The organism is Roseofilum sp., assembly GCF_982964205.1.
Genome location: NZ_CEZBFX010000011.1, coordinates 1 through 18,397 on the forward strand (window position 1 = coordinate 1; position 18,397 = coordinate 18,397).

Annotated in this window: 10 protein-coding genes; 5 read left to right on the forward strand and 5 right to left on the reverse strand. The window is 42.9% G+C overall.

Annotated features, from left to right (window positions below; all coding sequences use genetic code 11):
- Positions 1 to 346: 346 nt before the first annotated feature.
- Positions 347 to 2,323 carry a molecular chaperone HtpG gene (htpG, locus tag AC3A14_RS05085; protein ID WP_318731355.1) on the reverse strand — a complete coding sequence of 659 codons (1,977 nt, stop codon included), beginning with the start codon at positions 2,321 to 2,323 and terminating at the stop codon, positions 347 to 349.
- A gap of 273 nt (positions 2,324 to 2,596) precedes the next feature.
- Here htpG and AC3A14_RS05090 point away from each other — a divergent pair, with 273 nt between their 5' ends.
- Positions 2,597 to 3,082, forward strand: a complete 486-nt coding sequence (locus AC3A14_RS05090; protein ID WP_318698292.1) for a hypothetical protein — start codon at positions 2,597 to 2,599, stop codon at positions 3,080 to 3,082.
- 134 nt (positions 3,083 to 3,216) lie between these two features.
- Here AC3A14_RS05090 and sds read toward each other — a convergent pair whose 3' ends face one another.
- Both sds and AC3A14_RS05100 read right to left on the reverse strand, forming a co-directional pair.
- The gene (sds, locus tag AC3A14_RS05095; protein ID WP_318731354.1) at positions 3,217 to 4,188 is read right to left on the reverse strand and encodes a solanesyl diphosphate synthase; all 972 of its coding nucleotides are present in this window, start codon (positions 4,186 to 4,188) and stop codon (positions 3,217 to 3,219) included.
- Positions 4,189 to 5,231: 1,043 nt separating this feature from the next.
- The gene (locus AC3A14_RS05100; protein WP_318698290.1) at positions 5,232 to 5,678 is read right to left on the reverse strand and encodes a tellurite resistance TerB family protein; all 447 of its coding nucleotides are present in this window, start codon (positions 5,676 to 5,678) and stop codon (positions 5,232 to 5,234) included.
- A 155-nt stretch (positions 5,679 to 5,833) separates the two neighbouring features.
- Between AC3A14_RS05100 and AC3A14_RS05105 the strand changes: the two genes are divergently transcribed.
- Entirely contained in the window at positions 5,834 to 7,036 is a 1,203-nt protein-coding gene (locus AC3A14_RS05105) for a murein hydrolase activator EnvC family protein (RefSeq protein WP_318731353.1), read from the forward strand.
- Here the strand turns inward: AC3A14_RS05105 and AC3A14_RS05110 are convergent.
- Together AC3A14_RS05110 and AC3A14_RS05115 are read right to left on the reverse strand one after the other, a co-directional pair.
- Complete coding sequence (locus AC3A14_RS05110) at positions 6,977 to 7,393, reverse strand: hypothetical protein (protein ID WP_318731352.1); 417 nt, start codon at positions 7,391 to 7,393, stop codon at positions 6,977 to 6,979. The two genes, AC3A14_RS05105 and AC3A14_RS05110, sit on opposite strands and share 60 nt — an antisense overlap.
- A 258-nt stretch (positions 7,394 to 7,651) precedes the next feature.
- Complete coding sequence (locus tag AC3A14_RS05115; protein WP_318731351.1) at positions 7,652 to 8,836, reverse strand: NAD(P)H-quinone oxidoreductase subunit H; 1,185 nt, start codon at positions 8,834 to 8,836, stop codon at positions 7,652 to 7,654.
- Between the two features lie 46 nt (positions 8,837 to 8,882).
- On the opposite strand from AC3A14_RS05115, the gene AC3A14_RS05120 reads away from it, so the two are divergent.
- The 3 genes from AC3A14_RS05120 to AC3A14_RS05130 all read left to right on the forward strand — a co-directional run bounded on the left by AC3A14_RS05120 (position 8,883) and on the right by AC3A14_RS05130 (position 18,382).
- The gene (locus AC3A14_RS05120) at positions 8,883 to 9,437 is read left to right on the forward strand and encodes a hypothetical protein (protein WP_318731350.1); all 555 of its coding nucleotides are present in this window, start codon (positions 8,883 to 8,885) and stop codon (positions 9,435 to 9,437) included.
- A gap of 175 nt (positions 9,438 to 9,612) precedes the next feature.
- Positions 9,613 to 12,876 carry a PAS domain-containing protein gene (locus tag AC3A14_RS05125; RefSeq protein ID WP_318731349.1) on the forward strand — a complete coding sequence of 1,088 codons (3,264 nt, stop codon included), beginning with the start codon at positions 9,613 to 9,615 and terminating at the stop codon, positions 12,874 to 12,876.
- Between the two features lie 124 nt (positions 12,877 to 13,000).
- Entirely contained in the window at positions 13,001 to 18,382 is a 5,382-nt protein-coding gene (locus AC3A14_RS05130; protein WP_318731348.1) for a trifunctional serine/threonine-protein kinase/ATP-binding protein/sensor histidine kinase, read from the forward strand.
- The last annotated feature ends 15 nt before the right edge of the window (positions 18,383 to 18,397 follow it).

The window sequence follows — 18,397 nt, forward strand, 5'->3', positions numbered from 1 at the left end:
GTTGAAGTGACTTTCTTCTGGTTGTCTGATTGGAGGGTTGGGGCAAAACCTTGAGTCATAATCTTAAGCTGATGAATTTCTGAGAAGTTTATGTCAAGACCATACTATCCAAATTCGGTTAATTCTGTGCTAATTTATAGGATTCAGATTTTGTCAAGTACATTCGCTACCCAATTAGATGAGCTTACCCTGAGTACATTCTCTAGCAGACTTTCTTTGAAATACGAATATAGTCAATTTATTGATAAATTAATTGAAAAAAAGAAATTGATAATAGAAAGATTTTTATCGATATAGATTAATGATTTAGGGGTAGATCGATCTACCCCTAATCCACAATTGATGATTATGCTTTCGCGGTTAAGCGGGTTAAGACTTGAGTGGAGCGATCGACAAAAGACTTCATTCCACCCGAATCAAAACCTTTTTGCGCCATCAAAGCTAAATCATAAACTTGATTGCAAATCAGATTGGCTAAGTCGGCAGAAGGAGAGGTTCCTTCGCCGGAAATAATCGTGCCTTGACTTAACCGCAACAAATCCTGAATCAAGGGATGAGCTGTATTCACTAACAGAATATGCTCCTCTGGAAACTTCGCGGTGTCTTGTTGGAACATGGCGTTCATTTCCTGCAAACGGCGCATAAATTCCGGCAATAACACCATTGCGGGTGGGTTTTGCTCGTTATTATTGCCTTTCAATGATTCAGTACGAATCTGAAGTTTGGGTTTATTGAGGGCTTTCTCGAACAGTTCTTTAATCTGTTCGCTGGCAGTGGTATTGGTTTTGGGATCAACAATTTCTTTGTCTTTGTCCTGCTCCAACAGTTGCTCATCAATTTCGGCATCCACGCGGGAGAATTTGACATCAGAATGCTCGCGCTCTAGGAAGCTGATAAAGTGAGGATCGATGAAGGAGTCCATATAGAGAACTTCTAAACCTTGATTTTGGTGAAGTTGGATATAGGTTCCTTGGTTCACTTCATCGGTGCAGTAGAAGACTCGATTTTCGTGCCGTTCTTTGTTGCGCTCTAGGTATTCTTTTAAGGTGGTATAGGTATGACCTTGAGCGTCTTTGTTGCTGGATTGAACTTCTTGCCAAGCGTCGCCTTCTTCGGCTTGCACTTGGACTTCTGGGGAACTTTCAGTGGTTTCGCCTTCCCAGGTCGTACGATAGATGACAATCTCTTCGACTTGGCCGTTAAATTTGTCGTCGTTGAGGCAGCCAAATTTAACGAATGTACCTAGGTCTTTCCAACTCTTGATGTAGTCTTCGCGGGAGTCGCGATATTGTTCTTTTAGGCGATCGCCGACTTTCTTCGCTACAAAGTCTGCTATTCTCCGAACGGTGCGATCCATCTGAAGGGCAGATCTCGACACATTTAGGGGAATATCGGGACTATCAATTACCCCTCGCATGGGAAGCAGGAACTTAGGAATAATTTCCTCGCAATGCTCGGAGACGAACACCTGATTGCAGAACAGCTTGATCTGTCCTTTGGTGACATCTACATCGGGTTTGAGTTTGGGGAAATAGAGAATCCCATTAAGCAAGAAGGGATAATCCGTTTTCAGATGAATCCAGAGTAGGGGTTCTTCTTGGAACGGATAGAGATAGCGATAAAACTCTAGATAGTCTTCATCTGTGAGATCTCGTGGAGATTTGCGCCATAGGGCATCCCGTTTATTAATTTGCTCTTCGTCGAGCTTAATGGAAACCGGCATAAAATCACAGTAGGTTTTCACCAACTGCTTAATCCGAGTGGGTTCTAAGTATTCTTCCTCTTCGTCCATGAGAGTGAGAATAATTGTGGTTCCCCGGGTGGTGCGTTCCGAATCTTCCAGTTTAAATGCTGGGGAACCATCACAAGTCCAGTGAACCGCTTGCGCTCCGTTGCGATAGGACAGAGTATCGATTTCAACTTGTTTGGCAACCATGAAGGAGGAATAAAACCCTAGACCAAAGTGGCCAATAATGCCTTCTTCTGTGGTTCCTTTATACTTTTCTAGGAATTCTTCCGCACTAGAAAAGGCAACTTGGTTAATATATTTTTTGACTTCATCAGCCGTCATGCCGATGCCGTTATCGCTAATAGAGAGGGTTTTCTTCTCTTTATCAACAGTAATTACGATTTCGGGTTCTCCGACTTCACCGGAAAAGTCATCGGTGTGAGAGACCATTTTGAGTTTGGCGATCGCATCTACTGCGTTAGAGACTAATTCCCGAAAGAAAATCTCATGGTCAGAATAGAGGGATTTTTTGATAATCGGGAAAATATTCTCAGTATGAATACTGATGGTTCCTTGTTCGAGTACAGTCGTCATTGTTGATAATAAAGGATAGCGAGAAGTTACATAAAATAGGGGGTCACTGTACAATTTTGGAAGATGAAAGCTGGTTTGCCTAGACGACTGCACCGTACCCTAGATTCGGATCTCCCTACTTTGTACTAATTTTGATGGGGTTTCTGCGAAGCTTCATCAAGTAAGGATCGTGGGATTGCATTCTCGGCTTTTGCATTGATTCAGTTTCAGCCAATGCAAAAGTCGGCTTGAATGAGGTTAGACTAGAGAGACGACACTACCAAAGCTTAATCTATGGATTTAGATGCCCAGATTCAAACTTTAATCGATCAAGCACCTCAAGATGGCCACACTCCTCAGATCATAGCGGCGATCGCTCCAGCCCTGAAACGGTTAGCCCAAGAACTGCAACACTCCCAATATTATATTTTGCAATCGGTCAGTGGGGAGTGGGTGTTTACTACCCTACGCAATAATGAACAACCGAAATTAACGAAAAAGGTGATTTACGCCTTCCCCACCCTCAAAGATGCGGCTCAATCTGCTTCGGCTAAAGAAGATCCTAACTTGATGGCTGTAGCGATCGCCATTACTGCCCTTCTATTTCAAATGGTGACGTTACCAATTGATAGTTTAGTGTTCTTTGAAACTCCAGGTAATTTGCAAGCGGGGGTAGAAGTGTTAGCTGAAGATGTGAAAAATTTAATTCAATCTTATTTGGCTCAACTCTCTTCAAGTTCCACTCCTCCCATCTCAAATATTCCTCCCAATATAGCTTGATCAAAAGATGGGTGGATGTTGTCAAATCCTCAATCTAGAATCAAGCCAATGGGATAACACGATTGACGGGCTATTGAAGGAAAGGGTGGAACCCGGTTTCCCCTATTCCCTATTCCCTGACTTGTACAAGAAGCCTAATATAAACGACGTAGCACATAGTCGGTAAGATTGATCAGGGTTTCGTAAGATTCTGTTTTCGGTAGATCCGCTAAAGATTCACGAGCCAAACGAGCATGTTTAGCTGCTAGCTCGCGGGAGAGCGGTAATCCTTGAGATTGATCAATCCAACTTAGAGCCTGTTCTAAATCTCCAGGTTCCTTAAATTCGCGCTCAATCAAGGTCTCTAAACCTGGGTGTTCTTCCAAGGCATATAATATGGGAGCTGTGAGATTGCCGTTTTTCAAATCCGAAGCTGCGGGTTTGCCCAGCGCTTCATCAGAACCGGTAAAATCGAGAATATCATCTACAATTTGAAAGGCTAACCCTAAATTACGCCCATATACATATAAGTTTTGGGCCATCTGTTCGGAGACACTGCTCAAAACACCGGCTGCTTTTGCACTATTGGCAATCAGCGATGCAGTTTTGTAATAACTTTTTTCTAAATACTCTTCCAGGGATAAACTCGTATCAAATCGTCTCAGTCCTTGTTGAATTTCTCCTTCAGCCAAATCCATAATGACTTCTGATAGCAGCTTGACGACCGCAAGATTATCTAAGTTGGCTAAATACCAGGAAGATTGGGCAAACAGGAAATCCCCAGCTAAGACAGCGATACGATTGCCAAAACTACTGTGAACTGTGGGTAGACCCCGGCGTAGATCCGATTCGTCCACCACATCATCATGGACGAGGCTAGCTGTATGGATCATTTCGGTGATTTCCGCTAAACGCCGATGGCGATCGCTAATTTCTGGGTTGGCAGTGGTTGCCCTAGAGATTAAGAGGACAATGGCGGGTCTTAAGCGCTTCCCTCCTGCTCCAAAGAGATACTCAGCGGCTGCAAACAGGATGGGATGACGCGCACTAACCAACTGTTTCAAGTTTTCCGTTAGCAGATCAACGTCTGCTTCAACTGGATGGAATAAGGAGGTCGTTGAGGTCATGAATTAAGCTGACTCTGCCGTTAGTTACGAAACTTTACATATTTATTCTAATACCATGTTGCCGTTTGTCAGGGAATTAGAATCGAGAGAGTCTCACCGAGTACCAATGGTGTGGTTCAAGAGTCCGCAACCAAGTTTATTGAGCTAATAAGGGGGCAGATCTCCGATTTTCGGATTTTTTTTCCAAATTGGGCAATATTCCCTCAGCAAGTTGAAAGTTTTGTGTTAGATTAAATAATAAGGATTTCAAATCACTCAGTAACCCAACTGGAAAACTGCAAAGTCGTACAAGTTAGGGCTGATAGACGTTAACCTCAATATAAGTCTTGTTGGTGGAAGGATACTGCTGTAGTAAGCTGTTCTCGGTTTTACTATGCCCTCTTTTAGAGTTGGGTCTCTTTCCGAGTCTGTTATATTGGGGGGCTATCAGCGCCTGAATCGGCGTTTGTATATTTTTTGGGGATGTCAGGACAGTTGTCCTTCTAGATATACCCCCTATATTTAAGAGGATAAAAAGTCCTTGGCAGAGCAGTTTAAAGCGATCAAGTGGACTGGTTTAAGTCTATCTCCAGAGTCAGACTGGCCGCTGGCTTAACTGGAGGTTACCTCAGCTTTGAAATCCTTGTGCTTGTTCCTTACTCCGCTACTTAACTGATGCCCTATGTACACTGGTTTGCCCCTCATGATTGTTGCCTTAGCTTCTATGTATCTGATGGTTGTGTATTTGCTGTTGACATTTGCCCAACGCAATGCCAAATTATCGAGATCTCGTAGCAGCGCCCGTTAAATTTAAATAAGTTCCATATCCTCACTCACTACCTAAAAGTTTCAAGACCTGATTTAGGGGAAAAGATGAAATCTATTGGTGGGTTGATGGGGAGTTGATGGTAAGGGTGGATGAACCCAATCTCTTGATTTCATCTATAGATGTGGGTACACCCACCCTTACTCATTAATCATTAAGGGAATCGGGAAAACTTTTAATTCAGATTCTCAAAAGTAATTATTATTTCCAGCAAGAATTAGATCTAAGATAGGAATCGTTATCCTTTATTCTTGATCATCATGACTTGGATGATTTGATTGACGAGAGTATCGGGTAATTCTAGAGCGCGACATAAACTACCGAGAAGGTCTTCTTCTTCGTCGCTGACTTGGCCATCGGCGAGGACTAGATCGGTGGCGATCGCAAAAGTCGTATCATACAAATCATGGGGTAGAGTGGCGATCGCTGCATCAAACAGAACGTTTCCACCATCGCGCCGCAGCGTTCCACAAAGACTGTCAAACATGCGCCGCATCACATCATCAGAATAGCTGCGGAAGAGTCTCATACGGCTAAGAGTTGTATTGAGCAGGCGAACTTCATCATCAGCTAAATAACCATCTGCGGCAACTACTAATAGCATAACGGCAGCAAAGGCTTCCGCAGGACCAAGGGTAAGTTGGCTTTTTACCGTTTCTTTGCGAAATGCATCAAATAATCCCATAGTAGTGGCTCCAAATTACTAAAATAGTGTTGATTATTTTTTGTGGCCAATTGATTTCTAGGCATTGAGTCGCTTACTAAAATAGCATGGTTTTACGCTATAAGTTTTATAGTGCTGGGTGCTGGTAATCGATCATGGGTAATGGGAAATAGGTAATGGGTAATCGATTAAGTATGTCAGTTGTGGAGTTGGGTAAGATGAGGCAAAGGTTTCTCCAGTTCCTGGTTACGGGTTCTATGATGGTTTATTTGTGGTTCTCAGGAAGTGCGATCGCTTTTGCGTCACCTTCAGTCGATCAGCTTCAACAACAACAGCAACAACTCGAACAGGATCAAAAACTGATTTCTAAGGAACAAGGGCGCTTGAAGCACTTAGAGCAAGCCGCTCAAGAACACTTGAAAGGTCTTGAAGGTACCTTAAAGCTGACGGAAAGTCAACTTAAGGGGATTGAAGATCAAATTGAAGGCACTACCCAAAACCTCGATCGCCTCAAAGGAGAACTACACAGCCAGAAACTAGAGTATCAAGACTTAGCTGAAGGCGCGATCGCCCGCTTCCAATTTCTGCAACGGCAACCGCGTCATTCGGGGTTATCCATATTACTTCAGAGTGAAACCCTCACCGACTTTCTCAGTCGTCGTCATCGGTTAACACAACTGGCACTGGCCGATCGCCAACTGCTGCTAACGGTTAAAACGATTTTGGATGAGACGCAACAACAAACCCTAGACATTGAACAAACCTATAATCAATTGTTACTAATGCGTCAACAATTGATCAATCAAAAAAGCGATTATCACACGCAAAGCCAAGTTCAAGTCCAATTAATTGAACGGTTGAATAGCGATCGACAAGCTCTAGATGCCGCCTATCTTCAATTACAAAAAGACTCTCAAAACTTAGAATCTTTAATTCGCCAGCGCCTGGAAACTTCATCCTTGTCCTTACGGAAGAAAGTGCTTAGACTCAAACCCGGAAAAATGCTTACCCCCAGTTATGGGGAATTTTCCAGTAATTTTGGCTGGCGAACTCACCCCATTTTCGGCGTGCAACGGTTTCATAATGGCCTAGATTTTGCGGCTGACTATGGCGCTCCTATCTATGCGGCTCAAAATGGGATTGTTCTATACGCTGGATGGTATGGGGGTTATGGAAATACGGTGATTCTCGATCATGGTAATGGAATTACCACGCTCTATGCCCATGCCAGTGAGGTATACGTACGGGAAGGACAGACGGTTCGTCAAGGGGATGTAGTTGCCGCGATTGGATCGACTGGACTGTCCACTGGCCCCCATTTACACTTTGAAGTGCGGGAGAATGGCACTCCCGTCGATCCGATGAATTATCTGACTTAAACTCGCTCTTAATCCCACCAAAAGGTGATGCGATCGAAGAGATTGCGACTCGAAGCAAACATATAGAATCCCAGCCAGGAACTGATTTTGCACCGCTTCCACATCTAAATCTTTGTGTTTATTCGTCCTGACATTGATGTAAAATCCACCCTCAAGATCGCCAAACTCAATCGGTTTATCGCCGCAGATGTCTGCTAATTCTTGCACTGCTTCCGCATAGGCAGGATTGCGCCCGCGCTCGGAAAAATCAGGATAGTCATACTCCACATCAGCGCGAGGATTTTCTTCTTCTTCCAATTCTTTAGCGCGATCGCCCACTTGTTCGCGTAATAGCTTTAAGATATCAGAGCGACCCAATTGTAGTAAGTCAAGGCATGAATTAGAGCAGTGCTGTCGCCATTCCTAGCATTCACATCCATCCCTTTACTTAACAATAGCTGCCAACAAAGCCTCGTCCTAGTATAGATAGTACCTCACTTTTTGTGTTAAGTAATACATCCGGCGGTTTGCGATCTAATGAGATACAGTAAGAACAATCCCCCTAAATCCCCCCTTAGAAAAGGGGATTAGGGGGATCGAAATGTGCCTCATAAAGCGCAAACACTGCTGTCTCACTTAGCGATCGACCGATCCCATAATGATATCGATACTACCGAGAATCGCCATAATATCGGCCACTTTCATGCCGCGCAACAAATGGGGCAGAATTGGCAAATTATTAAAATCAGCCGCCCGAATTTTAAAGCGCCAAGGAAACATATCATCACATCCCTGAATAAATACGCCTAATTCTCCTTTTCCAGACTCTAGGCGAACATAATGTTCTCCAGAGGGAATTTTGAATGTTGGCGCTACTTTTTTACCCAAAAATTGATAATCAAAGCCACTCCACTCCGATTTTGGCCCGGCTGCCATGCGTTTGGCTTCGAGGTTCTCGTAGGGGCCACCGGGTAGTCCTTTTAAGGCTTGGCGAAGGATCTTAAGCGATTCTCGCATTTCCCGAATCCGCACCAGATAACGGGCAAAGCAGTCACCAGCCGTTTCCCATTGGACTTCCCAATCGAAGTCATCGTAGCATTCGTAGTGGTCTACTTTGCGTAAATCCCACTTCACCCCCGAACCCCGTAACATGGGTCCCGAAAGTCCCCAATTGATGGCTTCTTCCCGGGAAATAGTACCAATTCCTTCAATCCGACGGCGGAAAATGGGGTTATTGGTAATCAGCTTTTCATATTCATCCACTTTGGGGTCAAAGTAGTCGCAAAAGTCGATACATTTATCGACCCAACCGTAGGGTAAGTCGGCTGCTACACCGCCCATGCGAAAATAGTTATTGTTAATGAGGCGTTGGCCTGTGGCTGCTTCCCAGAGGTCATAAATGAGTTCTCGCTCCCGAAAGATGTAGAAAAAGGGCGTTTGAGCGCCAACATCAGCGAGGAAGGGGCCAAGCCACAGAAGGTGGTTGGCAATACGGTTGAGTTCGAGCATAATGACCCGAATATAGCTGGCGCGTTTGGGGACTTCTATCCCTGCCAATTGTTCGGGAGCGTTGACTGTAATGGCTTCATTAAACATCCCTGCTGCATAATCCCAACGGCTAACATAGGGGACAAACATGATGTTGGTGCGGTTTTCGGCGATTTTTTCCATACCTCGATGGAGATAACCGATGACTGGTTCGCAGTCAATCACGTCTTCTCCGTCGAGGGTGACGATTAACCGCAAAACTCCGTGCATGGAGGGATGATGCGGCCCCATGTTGATAACCATTGGGTCGGTTTTGGTCTCAATCCTGGTCATAGGCCTTGGTCTTAGAGGTATGGTTTGGTTACATCTTTTTAATTCTATGATGAAGTCGCGAAAGAAGAAGATTACGGTTTATTTGACAACCGAGAATGAGGAGTTTCTGGATGAGTATCGCCAAAGTCAGGGCAAGATCCAGTATAGTCGGGCTGTCAATGAGATTTTGGGAGAGTTTTTTGAGCAGCAGGATGAAGATGAGGTGGAAGAGCGGTTGGGTGAGGTGGAGGAGCGGTTAGGTGAGTTGGAGGAGGAATTTTCGGAACTGAGGCACTCTCCAGATTACAGGGAGCAGATCGAGCAGTTGCGATCGCAAATCACTCAATTAACCGAGCGATGCGATCGCCTCATCGCCATCAATGACCAGCAAAAACAGGCCCTCTCCCAAGCTCAACATCGGGAGCGTCAATTTTGCCAACAGTTATCCCAAACCATTCAAACGGTTCAAACCCAGGGGACACCCTCCTCGGATTCGGCAAATCATTCTCAAAATACGACTGAACCAGACCATGAAGCGTTTGATATTTTAGATGCGGAACTGGTCGATAACTCGGCAGAGGATCTCTTATTCAAATTATCCCAAGAGTTAGGCTTAATTTAAACAACTGAGAGTGTAAAGAGTTCATAGATTTTTTGCTCTTATCCTGATTTAGAAGTATAATTTAAGAGTCAGTTTGCGATTAAGGTACTCAATCAGGCTGAGTCGCTCAAAGAACAACTCAAATGTAAGCCTTCGGGGATTAATTTAGGGTTAAGTGCAACTCCTTTGCTATATTATGTCATCAAAATTTATTAATGCTCAAGAGAAGATTGCTATCCTTGAGTCCCAAAACCAAGATCTACACGCAGCCTTAGCCAGAGTAAACCAACATTGGCAAGACACGGTTAAGGAACTGCAAAAGGTTAAAGCGGACTTAGAGCGTTTACAAGGCTATCACTCTGAAGCAGAAAAATTTTTACACTTAGCAATTAACCATATTCCGGAAGCAATTTTCTGGAAAGATTGTTCCTGTGTCTTTTTGGGATGTAACCAATATTTTGCCGAATTTGCTAGTTTAAATTCTTCCTCAGAGCTGATTGGAAAAACGGATTATGATTTGCCTTGGAAACCAGAAGAAACAGAAAAATATCAGAGCGACGATCGCCGGATTATGGACTCCGATACCCCAGAATTGAAAATTATCGAATCGATTCAACACCAGGATGGCAGCCATCATTGGGTAGAAACGAATAAAATTCCTTTGCACGATCAATCGGGAGAAGTCGTTGGTATTTTGGGTACATTTATTGATGTCACGGATCGCGTAATTGCCGAGCAACAGTTACAAAAGCTGAATCAAGAGCTGGAAGAGCAAGTCAACGATCGTACGCAAAAATTACAGGCGACTCAAGCCCGATTACAACGGTTAATCGATAATCTCCCTGGATTAATTTTCCAATTTCGGATCGAAGCGGATGGCACTCGTTCCTTCCCTTATGTTTCCGAAGGCAGTCGAGATCTTTATGGAATCGATCCTGAGAACTTTATTGCCTGTTTTAATTCCGTTCATCCCACGGATCTGCCCTCCCTACAACAAGCAATAGAAGAATCACGAACTTCCCTGAGAAGATTTCAACATGAACATCGAATTATTACTGACGAATCCATCCTGAAATGGGTACAAGTTATTGCTCGACCCGAAAGACAAACTGACGGTGCAGTGGTCTGGGATGGGATGAGTATTGAAATTAGCGATCGCAAACGACAAGAACAGGCCTTGCACTCTATTGTAGAAGGAACCGCCTCGCAAACGGGAGAAGCTTTTTTCCAATCCTGCGTTAAATGTATCGCCATAGCTCTAGACGTTTCTTATGCGTTTATTGCTGAAGTGACCTCCCAAGACGGTGAACCCTTAGCCAAGGTACTAGCCGGTTGGGAAGGCTCAGAATTCAGTCAAAAGAGTCAGTATAATCTCATAGATACTCCTTGTAATAAAATAGTCCAAAATAAGACGTTTTGTTGTTATCTACAGGATCTTCAGTTCCAATTTCCTAAGGATCAATACTTGGTGGATATTGGAGCAGAAAGCTATGTTGGGATGCCTATTTTAAATGCCCAAGAAGAATTGTTGGGATTTATTGCAGTTTTGGATACTAAACCTATGGAAAAAGATCTAGATCTGCAATCTTCCATTTTAGAAGTTTTTGCAGCACGAGCGGGAGCAGAAATAGAACGAATCCGAGCTGAAAGAGCGCTACGTCAGAAAGACACTTTATTACAAATGACCCTAGAAGCTGGAAAAATGGGCTGTTGGAGTTGGAATCGGTACACAAATGATGTGATGTGGTCTGATGGTGTAGAAGGAATTTTGGGGTTACCTTCAGGCTCATTTCAAGGCAGATTTGAAAATTATGTTGCCTTGATTCACCCACAGGATCGCGATCGAGTTTTGCATGTCATTGAACAAACGTTGGAGAAAGAGGAAGAATTTAGTATTGAACACCGTATTGTTGTCTCAGAGCGTAAAATTCAATGGTTGCGGTTAATGGGAGAGATTTGGCGAAACGATCGCGGAGAGGCCATCGGATTACTCGGATCGGTACTCAATGATACTCGTCGAAAAATGTCGGAGATTGCTCTGACTCAATCAGCGCAACGGATTGAAAAACAGGCCGAGCGATCGGAATTACTCAATCAAATTGCCCATCAAATTCGTACCTCCCTAGATCTCGATCGGATTCTGCATACAACTGTATATGAAATTCAACAGTTTTTAGAAGTAGATCGGACTCATTTTGCATCGTATGTAGAACAAGAGGATCAAGCCTATTGGGATATCATTACTGAAGTCACTATTGAAGGCTTACCTAGTTTTGTGGGGAAACATCCTGCGGCTAATTTTGGCCCTCTGTCACACCTTCTATTAAGTCAAGAAATTATCAAGATTGATGACGTTTCTACGGTTGAAGATCTGGCTATCCGAGACGAGTTAATGGTGTTAGGGAATCAGTCTATGCTGGTGCTGCCTATTGCTACAGAATGCGATCGCTTTGGGATTATTGCCTGTATTCAGAGTCAACAGGTGCGTCCTTGGCAAGATGATGAAGTTGATTTTCTCAAAGCTGTGGTTGCTCAAGTGGCGATCGCTCTTCAGCAAGCCGATCTACTTTCCCAAAGTCAAGCTCGCGCTCAAGAACTCGAAAGGCTTTTAGAGCAACTGAAATTGACGCAAGCTCAGTTAATCCAAAGTGAAAAAATGTCTAGTTTAGGACAAATGGTGGCAGGAGTTGCCCACGAAATCAATAATCCGGTGAATTTTATTCATGGCAATATTTCCCACGCACGAGACTATAGCCAGGATTTAATGAATTTGGTGAGCCTCTATCAACGTTACTACCCCCAGCCCCATCCAGAGATTGCAGCAGAAATAGAAGCGATTGATTTAGATTTTATTCAAGAAGATTGTCAGAAAATTTTCCATTCTATGCAAGTCGGAACTAATCGCATTCGGGAAATTGTCCAATCTTTACGCACTTTTTCCCGTTTGGATGAATCGGAACTGAAAGCGGTTGATTTGCATGAAGGTATTGAGAGCACTCTCAGTATTTTAAATCCTCGTTTACGGGCGATCGGTTCGCGGCCAGAAATTGAGGTGATTAAGGATTATGGTCAATTGCCTTTGGTCGAATGTTATGCCAGACAACTGAATCAGGTATTTATGAATATTTTGACTAATGCGATCGATGCGTTAGAAGAGAAATCACGCACTCTGAAATCAGAAGATCCGCCTGGGATTACGATTGCGATTGAAACTAGAGTGGCTGGTGAAAATGTTATGATTCGGATTACGGATAACGGATTGGGCATGAATGCGGAAACTAAAGCTAGGCTTTTCGATCCTTTTTATACCACAAAATCCGTGGGTCAAGGCACAGGTTTAGGACTATCAATTAGCTACCAAATTATTACGGAAAAGCATCGAGGTTTTCTCTCTTGTGTCTCGTCTGCTGGGGAAACGACGTTTATAATTGAAATCCCGATTCGGTATCCTAAAGAATAGGGAATAGGGAATCAGAAAAATCCAGTTTTGTCCTTTCCTGGAACTGTCCATAAATAAAATCATCCCATTTGCTTAACCTCATAATTTGTTATATTGAGGGTATTATTTGAACTCTTATTGCCGAATGATAAGTCTTGATTCAAAAAATTATGCAGAAGTGACATTGGTCTATAGTGGTGGCCGGACAATGGTCTATCGCGGAGTAAGAGTGAGCGATCGCCGACCGGTCATTGTCAAAGTCCTACGTAATCAGCACCCTACCTTCAATGAACTGGTAAAATTTCGCAACCAGTATGCGATCGCCTCTCATCTAGAACATCCTGGAATTGTCCAACCCCTTGCCCTGGAACGTTGCAATCTCGGCTATGCCCTAGTGATGCCAGATGAGGGCGCAATCAGCCTTGGAAAGTATTGGCAGCACTCTCATCACAGTTTATCCGAGTTTCTAATCCTTGCCATTCAATTAGCCGATACGCTGGATTATTTGAACCAACAACGAATTATCCACAAAGACATTAAACCGAGCAATATCCTGATTCATCCCCAAACTCACCACGTTCAACTGATTGACTTCAGTATTGCCAGTTTGCTGCCCAAAGAGCAACAACAATTGATGAATCCCCATGTCCTTGAAGGAACTCTAGCTTATATTTCTCCAGAACAAACAGGACGTATGAACCGGGGAATTGACTATCGGAGTGATTTTTATTCTCTGGGGGTGACCTTTTTTGAATTACTCACAGGAGAATTACCCTTCAAAAGTGACGATCCCATGGAATTAGTGCATTGTCATCTGGCGAAAATGCCTGCGGAATTAGGGAGTCGGGAAACTATTCCTCAAGTGCTGTCGGATATTGTCTTGAAGTTGATGGCTAAGAATGCAGAAGACCGTTATCAAAGTGCCTTGGGATTAAAGTATGATTTAGAACAGTGTTTGCAGGAGTGGCAGGCTACTGGCGAGATTGCCGGATTTGCGATCGGACAACGGGATGTGTGCGATCGTTTCCTGATTCCTGAAAAGCTCTACGGACGAGAGCAAGAAGTACAAATTCTTTTAGAGTCCTTTGAGCGAGTCAGCTTTGGAGAAACAGAAATGATGCTCGTTGCTGGGTTTTCTGGGATTGGGAAAACCGCAGTCATTAACGAAATCCATAAACCCATTGTCCGACAGCGAGGTTATTTTATTCAAGGAAAGTTTGACCAATTTAATCGTAATATTCCCTTCTCTGCTTTGGTGCAAGCATTCCAAGAGTTGATCGAACAATTGTTAGGGGATTCCGATGTAGAATTAGCCACCTGGAAAGCAAAAATCCTACAAGCGGTGGGAGAGAATGGGCAAGTAATCGTTGATATCATACCAGAACTCGAACAGATTATCGGCCAACAAACCCCAGTCCAAGAACTTTCTGGGAGTGCTGCCCAGAACCGATTTAATTTACTCTTTAGCCAGTTTATTGGTGTCTTCACAACCCAAGAGCATCCACTGGTCATATTTTTGGATGATTTACAGTGGGCAGATTATGCTTCTTTGAATCTCTTAAAGTTGCTGATGGGTGATTCAGAAGCGGGATATTTATTGCTTCTTGGAGCCTATCGAGATAATGAAGTTTTCCCTGCCCATCCCCTGATGTTAACCTTGGAGGAAATTAAGAAACAGGGGATAACGCCCTATACCTTAACTCTGAATCCATTAGGTAAGCCAGAAATTGCCTATTTAGTGGCTGATACGTTGCGATGTTCTGCTGAAGTTGCTTCACCTTTGGCCGATTTTATCTATCAAAAAACCAAGGGAAATCCTTTCTTTACAACACAGTTTTTGAAGGGGTTACATGACGATGGTTCGATTGAATTTAATGTCAATGTGGGGTCTTGGCAATGTGATATGTCAAAAGTGCGTCAGCTTACGCTTACCGATGATGTCGTGGGATTCATGATGGGTCGATTACAAAAATTATCACCTACAACCCAAGAAATGATTAAAATAGCAGCGTGTATTGGCAATAAATTTAATCTCAAAACTTTAGCGCTGGCGGGTCAAAAGACTCCAGAAGAAACAGCCGTCCATTTATGGTCATCCTTAGCTGAAGGTTTTATTTTACCCGAAAGTGATGTCTATAAATTTTATTTGCACAATTCTCTACCTCAATCTACAATTCATGCTTCAAATCCCTGTTATCGATTTCTCCACGACCGAGTTCAACAAGCTGCCTATAGTTTAATTGAAGAAGACCAAAGGAAACAAACTCATTTAGAAATTGGTTGCCGGCTTTGGGAACATCTAGATACAGATGTCGAGAATGTTTTTGAAATTGTTGATCATCTCAATAGGGCAGAGGAACTGATCGGCGATCGCGCCCAGAGAGATGAAATTGCCCAACTCAATTTGCTAGCTGCTCAAAAAGCTAAAAGTACAACCGCTTACGCCGCAGCTAGAGAATATGCCAATGCGGGGCGATCGTTCTTAGGAGAAAATAGTTGGTCAACTCAGTACGATCTCACTCTAGCTCTGTATATTGCCACCCTAGAGTCCGAATTTTTAAGTACAAACTTTGAAGGCATTGAACGTCTCGCTGAAATTGTTCTTCAACGAGCGAAAACTCTTCTCGATCGAGTTGAAGTATATAACATTTTAATTCAGGCTGATATCAGTCAAAATAAGATGCAGAATGTGATAGATTCTGGTCTAAAAGTTTTGGAGATGTTGGAAATCACGTTATCGGACGACCCTCGCGATCAAATCAACAATTTACAACAACTCATCGATCTACCCGAAATGACAGATCCTTACAAGTTAGCGGCAATGGATCTGTTGACTAATATTATTACAACCGCTTGGATGGTCAATCCCGAATTATTGAAACAAATTACGTTTACAATGGTCGATCTGTCTCTAACATACGGCAACTGTTCCTCTTCAATTGTTGGTTATGGTTGGTATAGTATGTTGTTATGTGAAGGGTTCGGCGATCTTGAGCTTGGATATCAGTTGGGTGAACTGTCTGTTCAGTTAATGGAACGATTCAATACTTCAGAGATTAAATCTCAAGTGCTAAATATTGTTGCTGGAGGATCTAGGCTCTGGAAACAACATCCCAAACAATGTATAGAATTAGAGCTAGAAGGGATCAAACATGGATTAGAATCTGGTGATTTTGAATGCGCGAGTTATGCGGCAGCAGAATATTGCCATTTTCTGTTTCTGATGGGTGAAAATCTAGGTTTCGTCAGCAGTGAATTCCAAAAATATAAAGAGATGATTGAACGGCTGAAGCAAGATTATCATCTAGATTACATCGCTACTTGGCAACAAACAATCCAGAATTTACAGGGAAATTTAGAAAATCCGACGCAGCTTTTTAGGGATAATTCACAGGGGGAGTTGCAAAGAGTACACAAACTTATAGACGAAAATCAACCGGTACTGGTCTACCATTATCATCTCCTTAAAATGATGTTGTCTTATTTATTTAAGGATTATTTGAATGCTGTAGAGAATGCTATTTTAATCATTCCAGAAACAAAAGAGAATGGCAATAATCTGTTTTCCATCCCGGCAATCTTTTATTCATCTTTAGCTTTACTGGCTGGGGTTCGAGAAAGTGGATTAGTTGAGACAGAACACTATTTGGGAAACGTGGAACAGAATTTGCTTCAGATGGAGTACTGGGCAAAATTTTCTCCTCTGAATTATCAGCATCAATGCGATCTAATTCAAGCTGAACAAGCACGAAACTTGGGTCAAAAGTGGGAAGCTGTGGAGTTTTATAAACGAGCGAGAGTGGGTGCAAAGGAAGGTGAATATCTGCACCATGAGGCGATCGCCTGTGAGTTAACGGCAGAGTTTTATTTTGAACAAGAGATGCCCGAAGTTGCCGAAGTTTATCTCATTGATGCTTACTATGCTTATGCACACTGGGGCGCTCAAGCCAAAGTCGCAGACTTGGAACAACGGTATTCCCAAGTACTTGCTCCTATTCTGAATTCAGAAATAAGGTGTACTAAAGAGAACTTTGATTCCTCTAGGTCTACCTCTCTTCATCTGACTTCAACCAGTTCAGGGGCAAATATCTTTCTGGATTTTTCTTCAGCGATCAAAACCTCTCAAGCCCTATCTGGAGAAATAAATCTAGAACAATTACTGGCAAAATTGATACAATCGCTAATCGAAAATGCTGGAGCAACTAAAGGAGCTTTGCTGTTGCCGAAACAGGAGAGTTTATGGATTGAAGCGATCGCCGACTACATAGACGATGCATCCAACATACAAATTCGTTCTTTGGCGCGCTCTCTCCCCCTAGCTTCGACTCAAGAACTCCCCCTAACTATCATCAATCGAGTTTGGCGCACTCGTGAAACTCTAGTCCTGAATCATTCGATCGAGGAATCCCGATTTTCCTCTGACGAGTACTTAAGCCAATCTTTACCGAAGAGTATACTGTGTCTGGCATTGCAGAATCAGGGAAAACTGATCGCCATTCTTTATTTAGAAAATAAACTCACAACCGGCACCTTTACTAGCGATCGCCTAGAAATTCTCAAACTGATCGGCACTCAAGCCACTATTTCCCTAGAAAATGCGCGACTTTACCAACAGTTAGAAGACTACAGTCACAACTTGGAAGAGAAAGTTGAACAGAGAACCCAAGAATTACAAGAAAATAACCAACAATTAGAACAAACCCTCCAACAATTGCAGCAGACTCAAGCGCAATTAATTCAAACCGAAAAAATGTCTTCTTTAGGACAAATGGTAGCGGGAATTGCCCATGAAATCAATAATCCCATCAACTTTATTTTCGGCAATATCATGTATGCTCGCCAATATGTGCAAGATTTGCTCGATCTAGTTAGCCTTTATGAGCAACACTCCTCGGAAGTCGATGCAGCGATCGCCCAAAAACTAGAAGAAATAGAGTTAGATTATTTACGCTTAGATATAGAGAGTCTGTTTAATTCCATGCAAGCGGGTAGCGATCGCATTCATAAAATCATTCAAGGGTTACGGAACTTTGCCCGACTCGATCAATCCAAATATAAAAAAGTCGATATTCATGAAGGATTAGAAAATACTTTACTGATCTTAAACCATCGTCTCAAAGCTCAACACAATCGTCCAGAAATTAAGATCCTGAAAAACTATAGTTCACTGCCTCTTATCCACTGCTCGGCAAGTCAACTGAATCAAGTATTTTTGAACCTTCTTACCAATGCGATTGATGCTTTAGAAAAAAATCCACTCGATCGATATCCTACCATTCATATTACGACCACTATACTTGATGCCCAAAGGGTACAAATTTCTATCCAGGACAATGGTTCCGGCATGAGCAAAACCAATCTCCAAAAAGCTTTTGATCCCTTTTTTACAACGAAACCAGTAGGTCAAGGAACAGGACTGGGGTTATCAACCAGTTACCAAATTATTACCCAACAACATAGAGGACAGTTACGATGCGTTTCTCAGCCGAGAGAGGGAACAGAGTTGATTATCGAAATTCCCATTTAAATCGGTCAAGCTTAA

Coding starts and splice junctions, on each gene's coding strand:
- htpG (WP_318731355.1), bottom strand. CDS start 2,323: ATGACGACTGTACTCGAACAAGGAACCATCAGTATTCATACTGAGAAT.
- AC3A14_RS05090 (WP_318698292.1), top strand. CDS start 2,597: ATGGATTTAGATGCCCAGATTCAAACTTTAATCGATCAAGCACCTCAA.
- sds (WP_318731354.1), bottom strand. CDS start 4,188: ATGACCTCAACGACCTCCTTATTCCATCCAGTTGAAGCAGACGTTGAT.
- AC3A14_RS05100 (WP_318698290.1), bottom strand. CDS start 5,678: ATGGGATTATTTGATGCATTTCGCAAAGAAACGGTAAAAAGCCAACTT.
- AC3A14_RS05105 (WP_318731353.1), top strand. CDS start 5,834: ATGGGTAATCGATTAAGTATGTCAGTTGTGGAGTTGGGTAAGATGAGG.
- AC3A14_RS05115 (WP_318731351.1), bottom strand. CDS start 8,836: ATGACCAGGATTGAGACCAAAACCGACCCAATGGTTATCAACATGGGG.
- AC3A14_RS05120 (WP_318731350.1), top strand. CDS start 8,883: ATGATGAAGTCGCGAAAGAAGAAGATTACGGTTTATTTGACAACCGAG.
- AC3A14_RS05125 (WP_318731349.1), top strand. CDS start 9,613: ATGTCATCAAAATTTATTAATGCTCAAGAGAAGATTGCTATCCTTGAG.
- AC3A14_RS05130 (WP_318731348.1), top strand. CDS start 13,001: ATGATAAGTCTTGATTCAAAAAATTATGCAGAAGTGACATTGGTCTAT.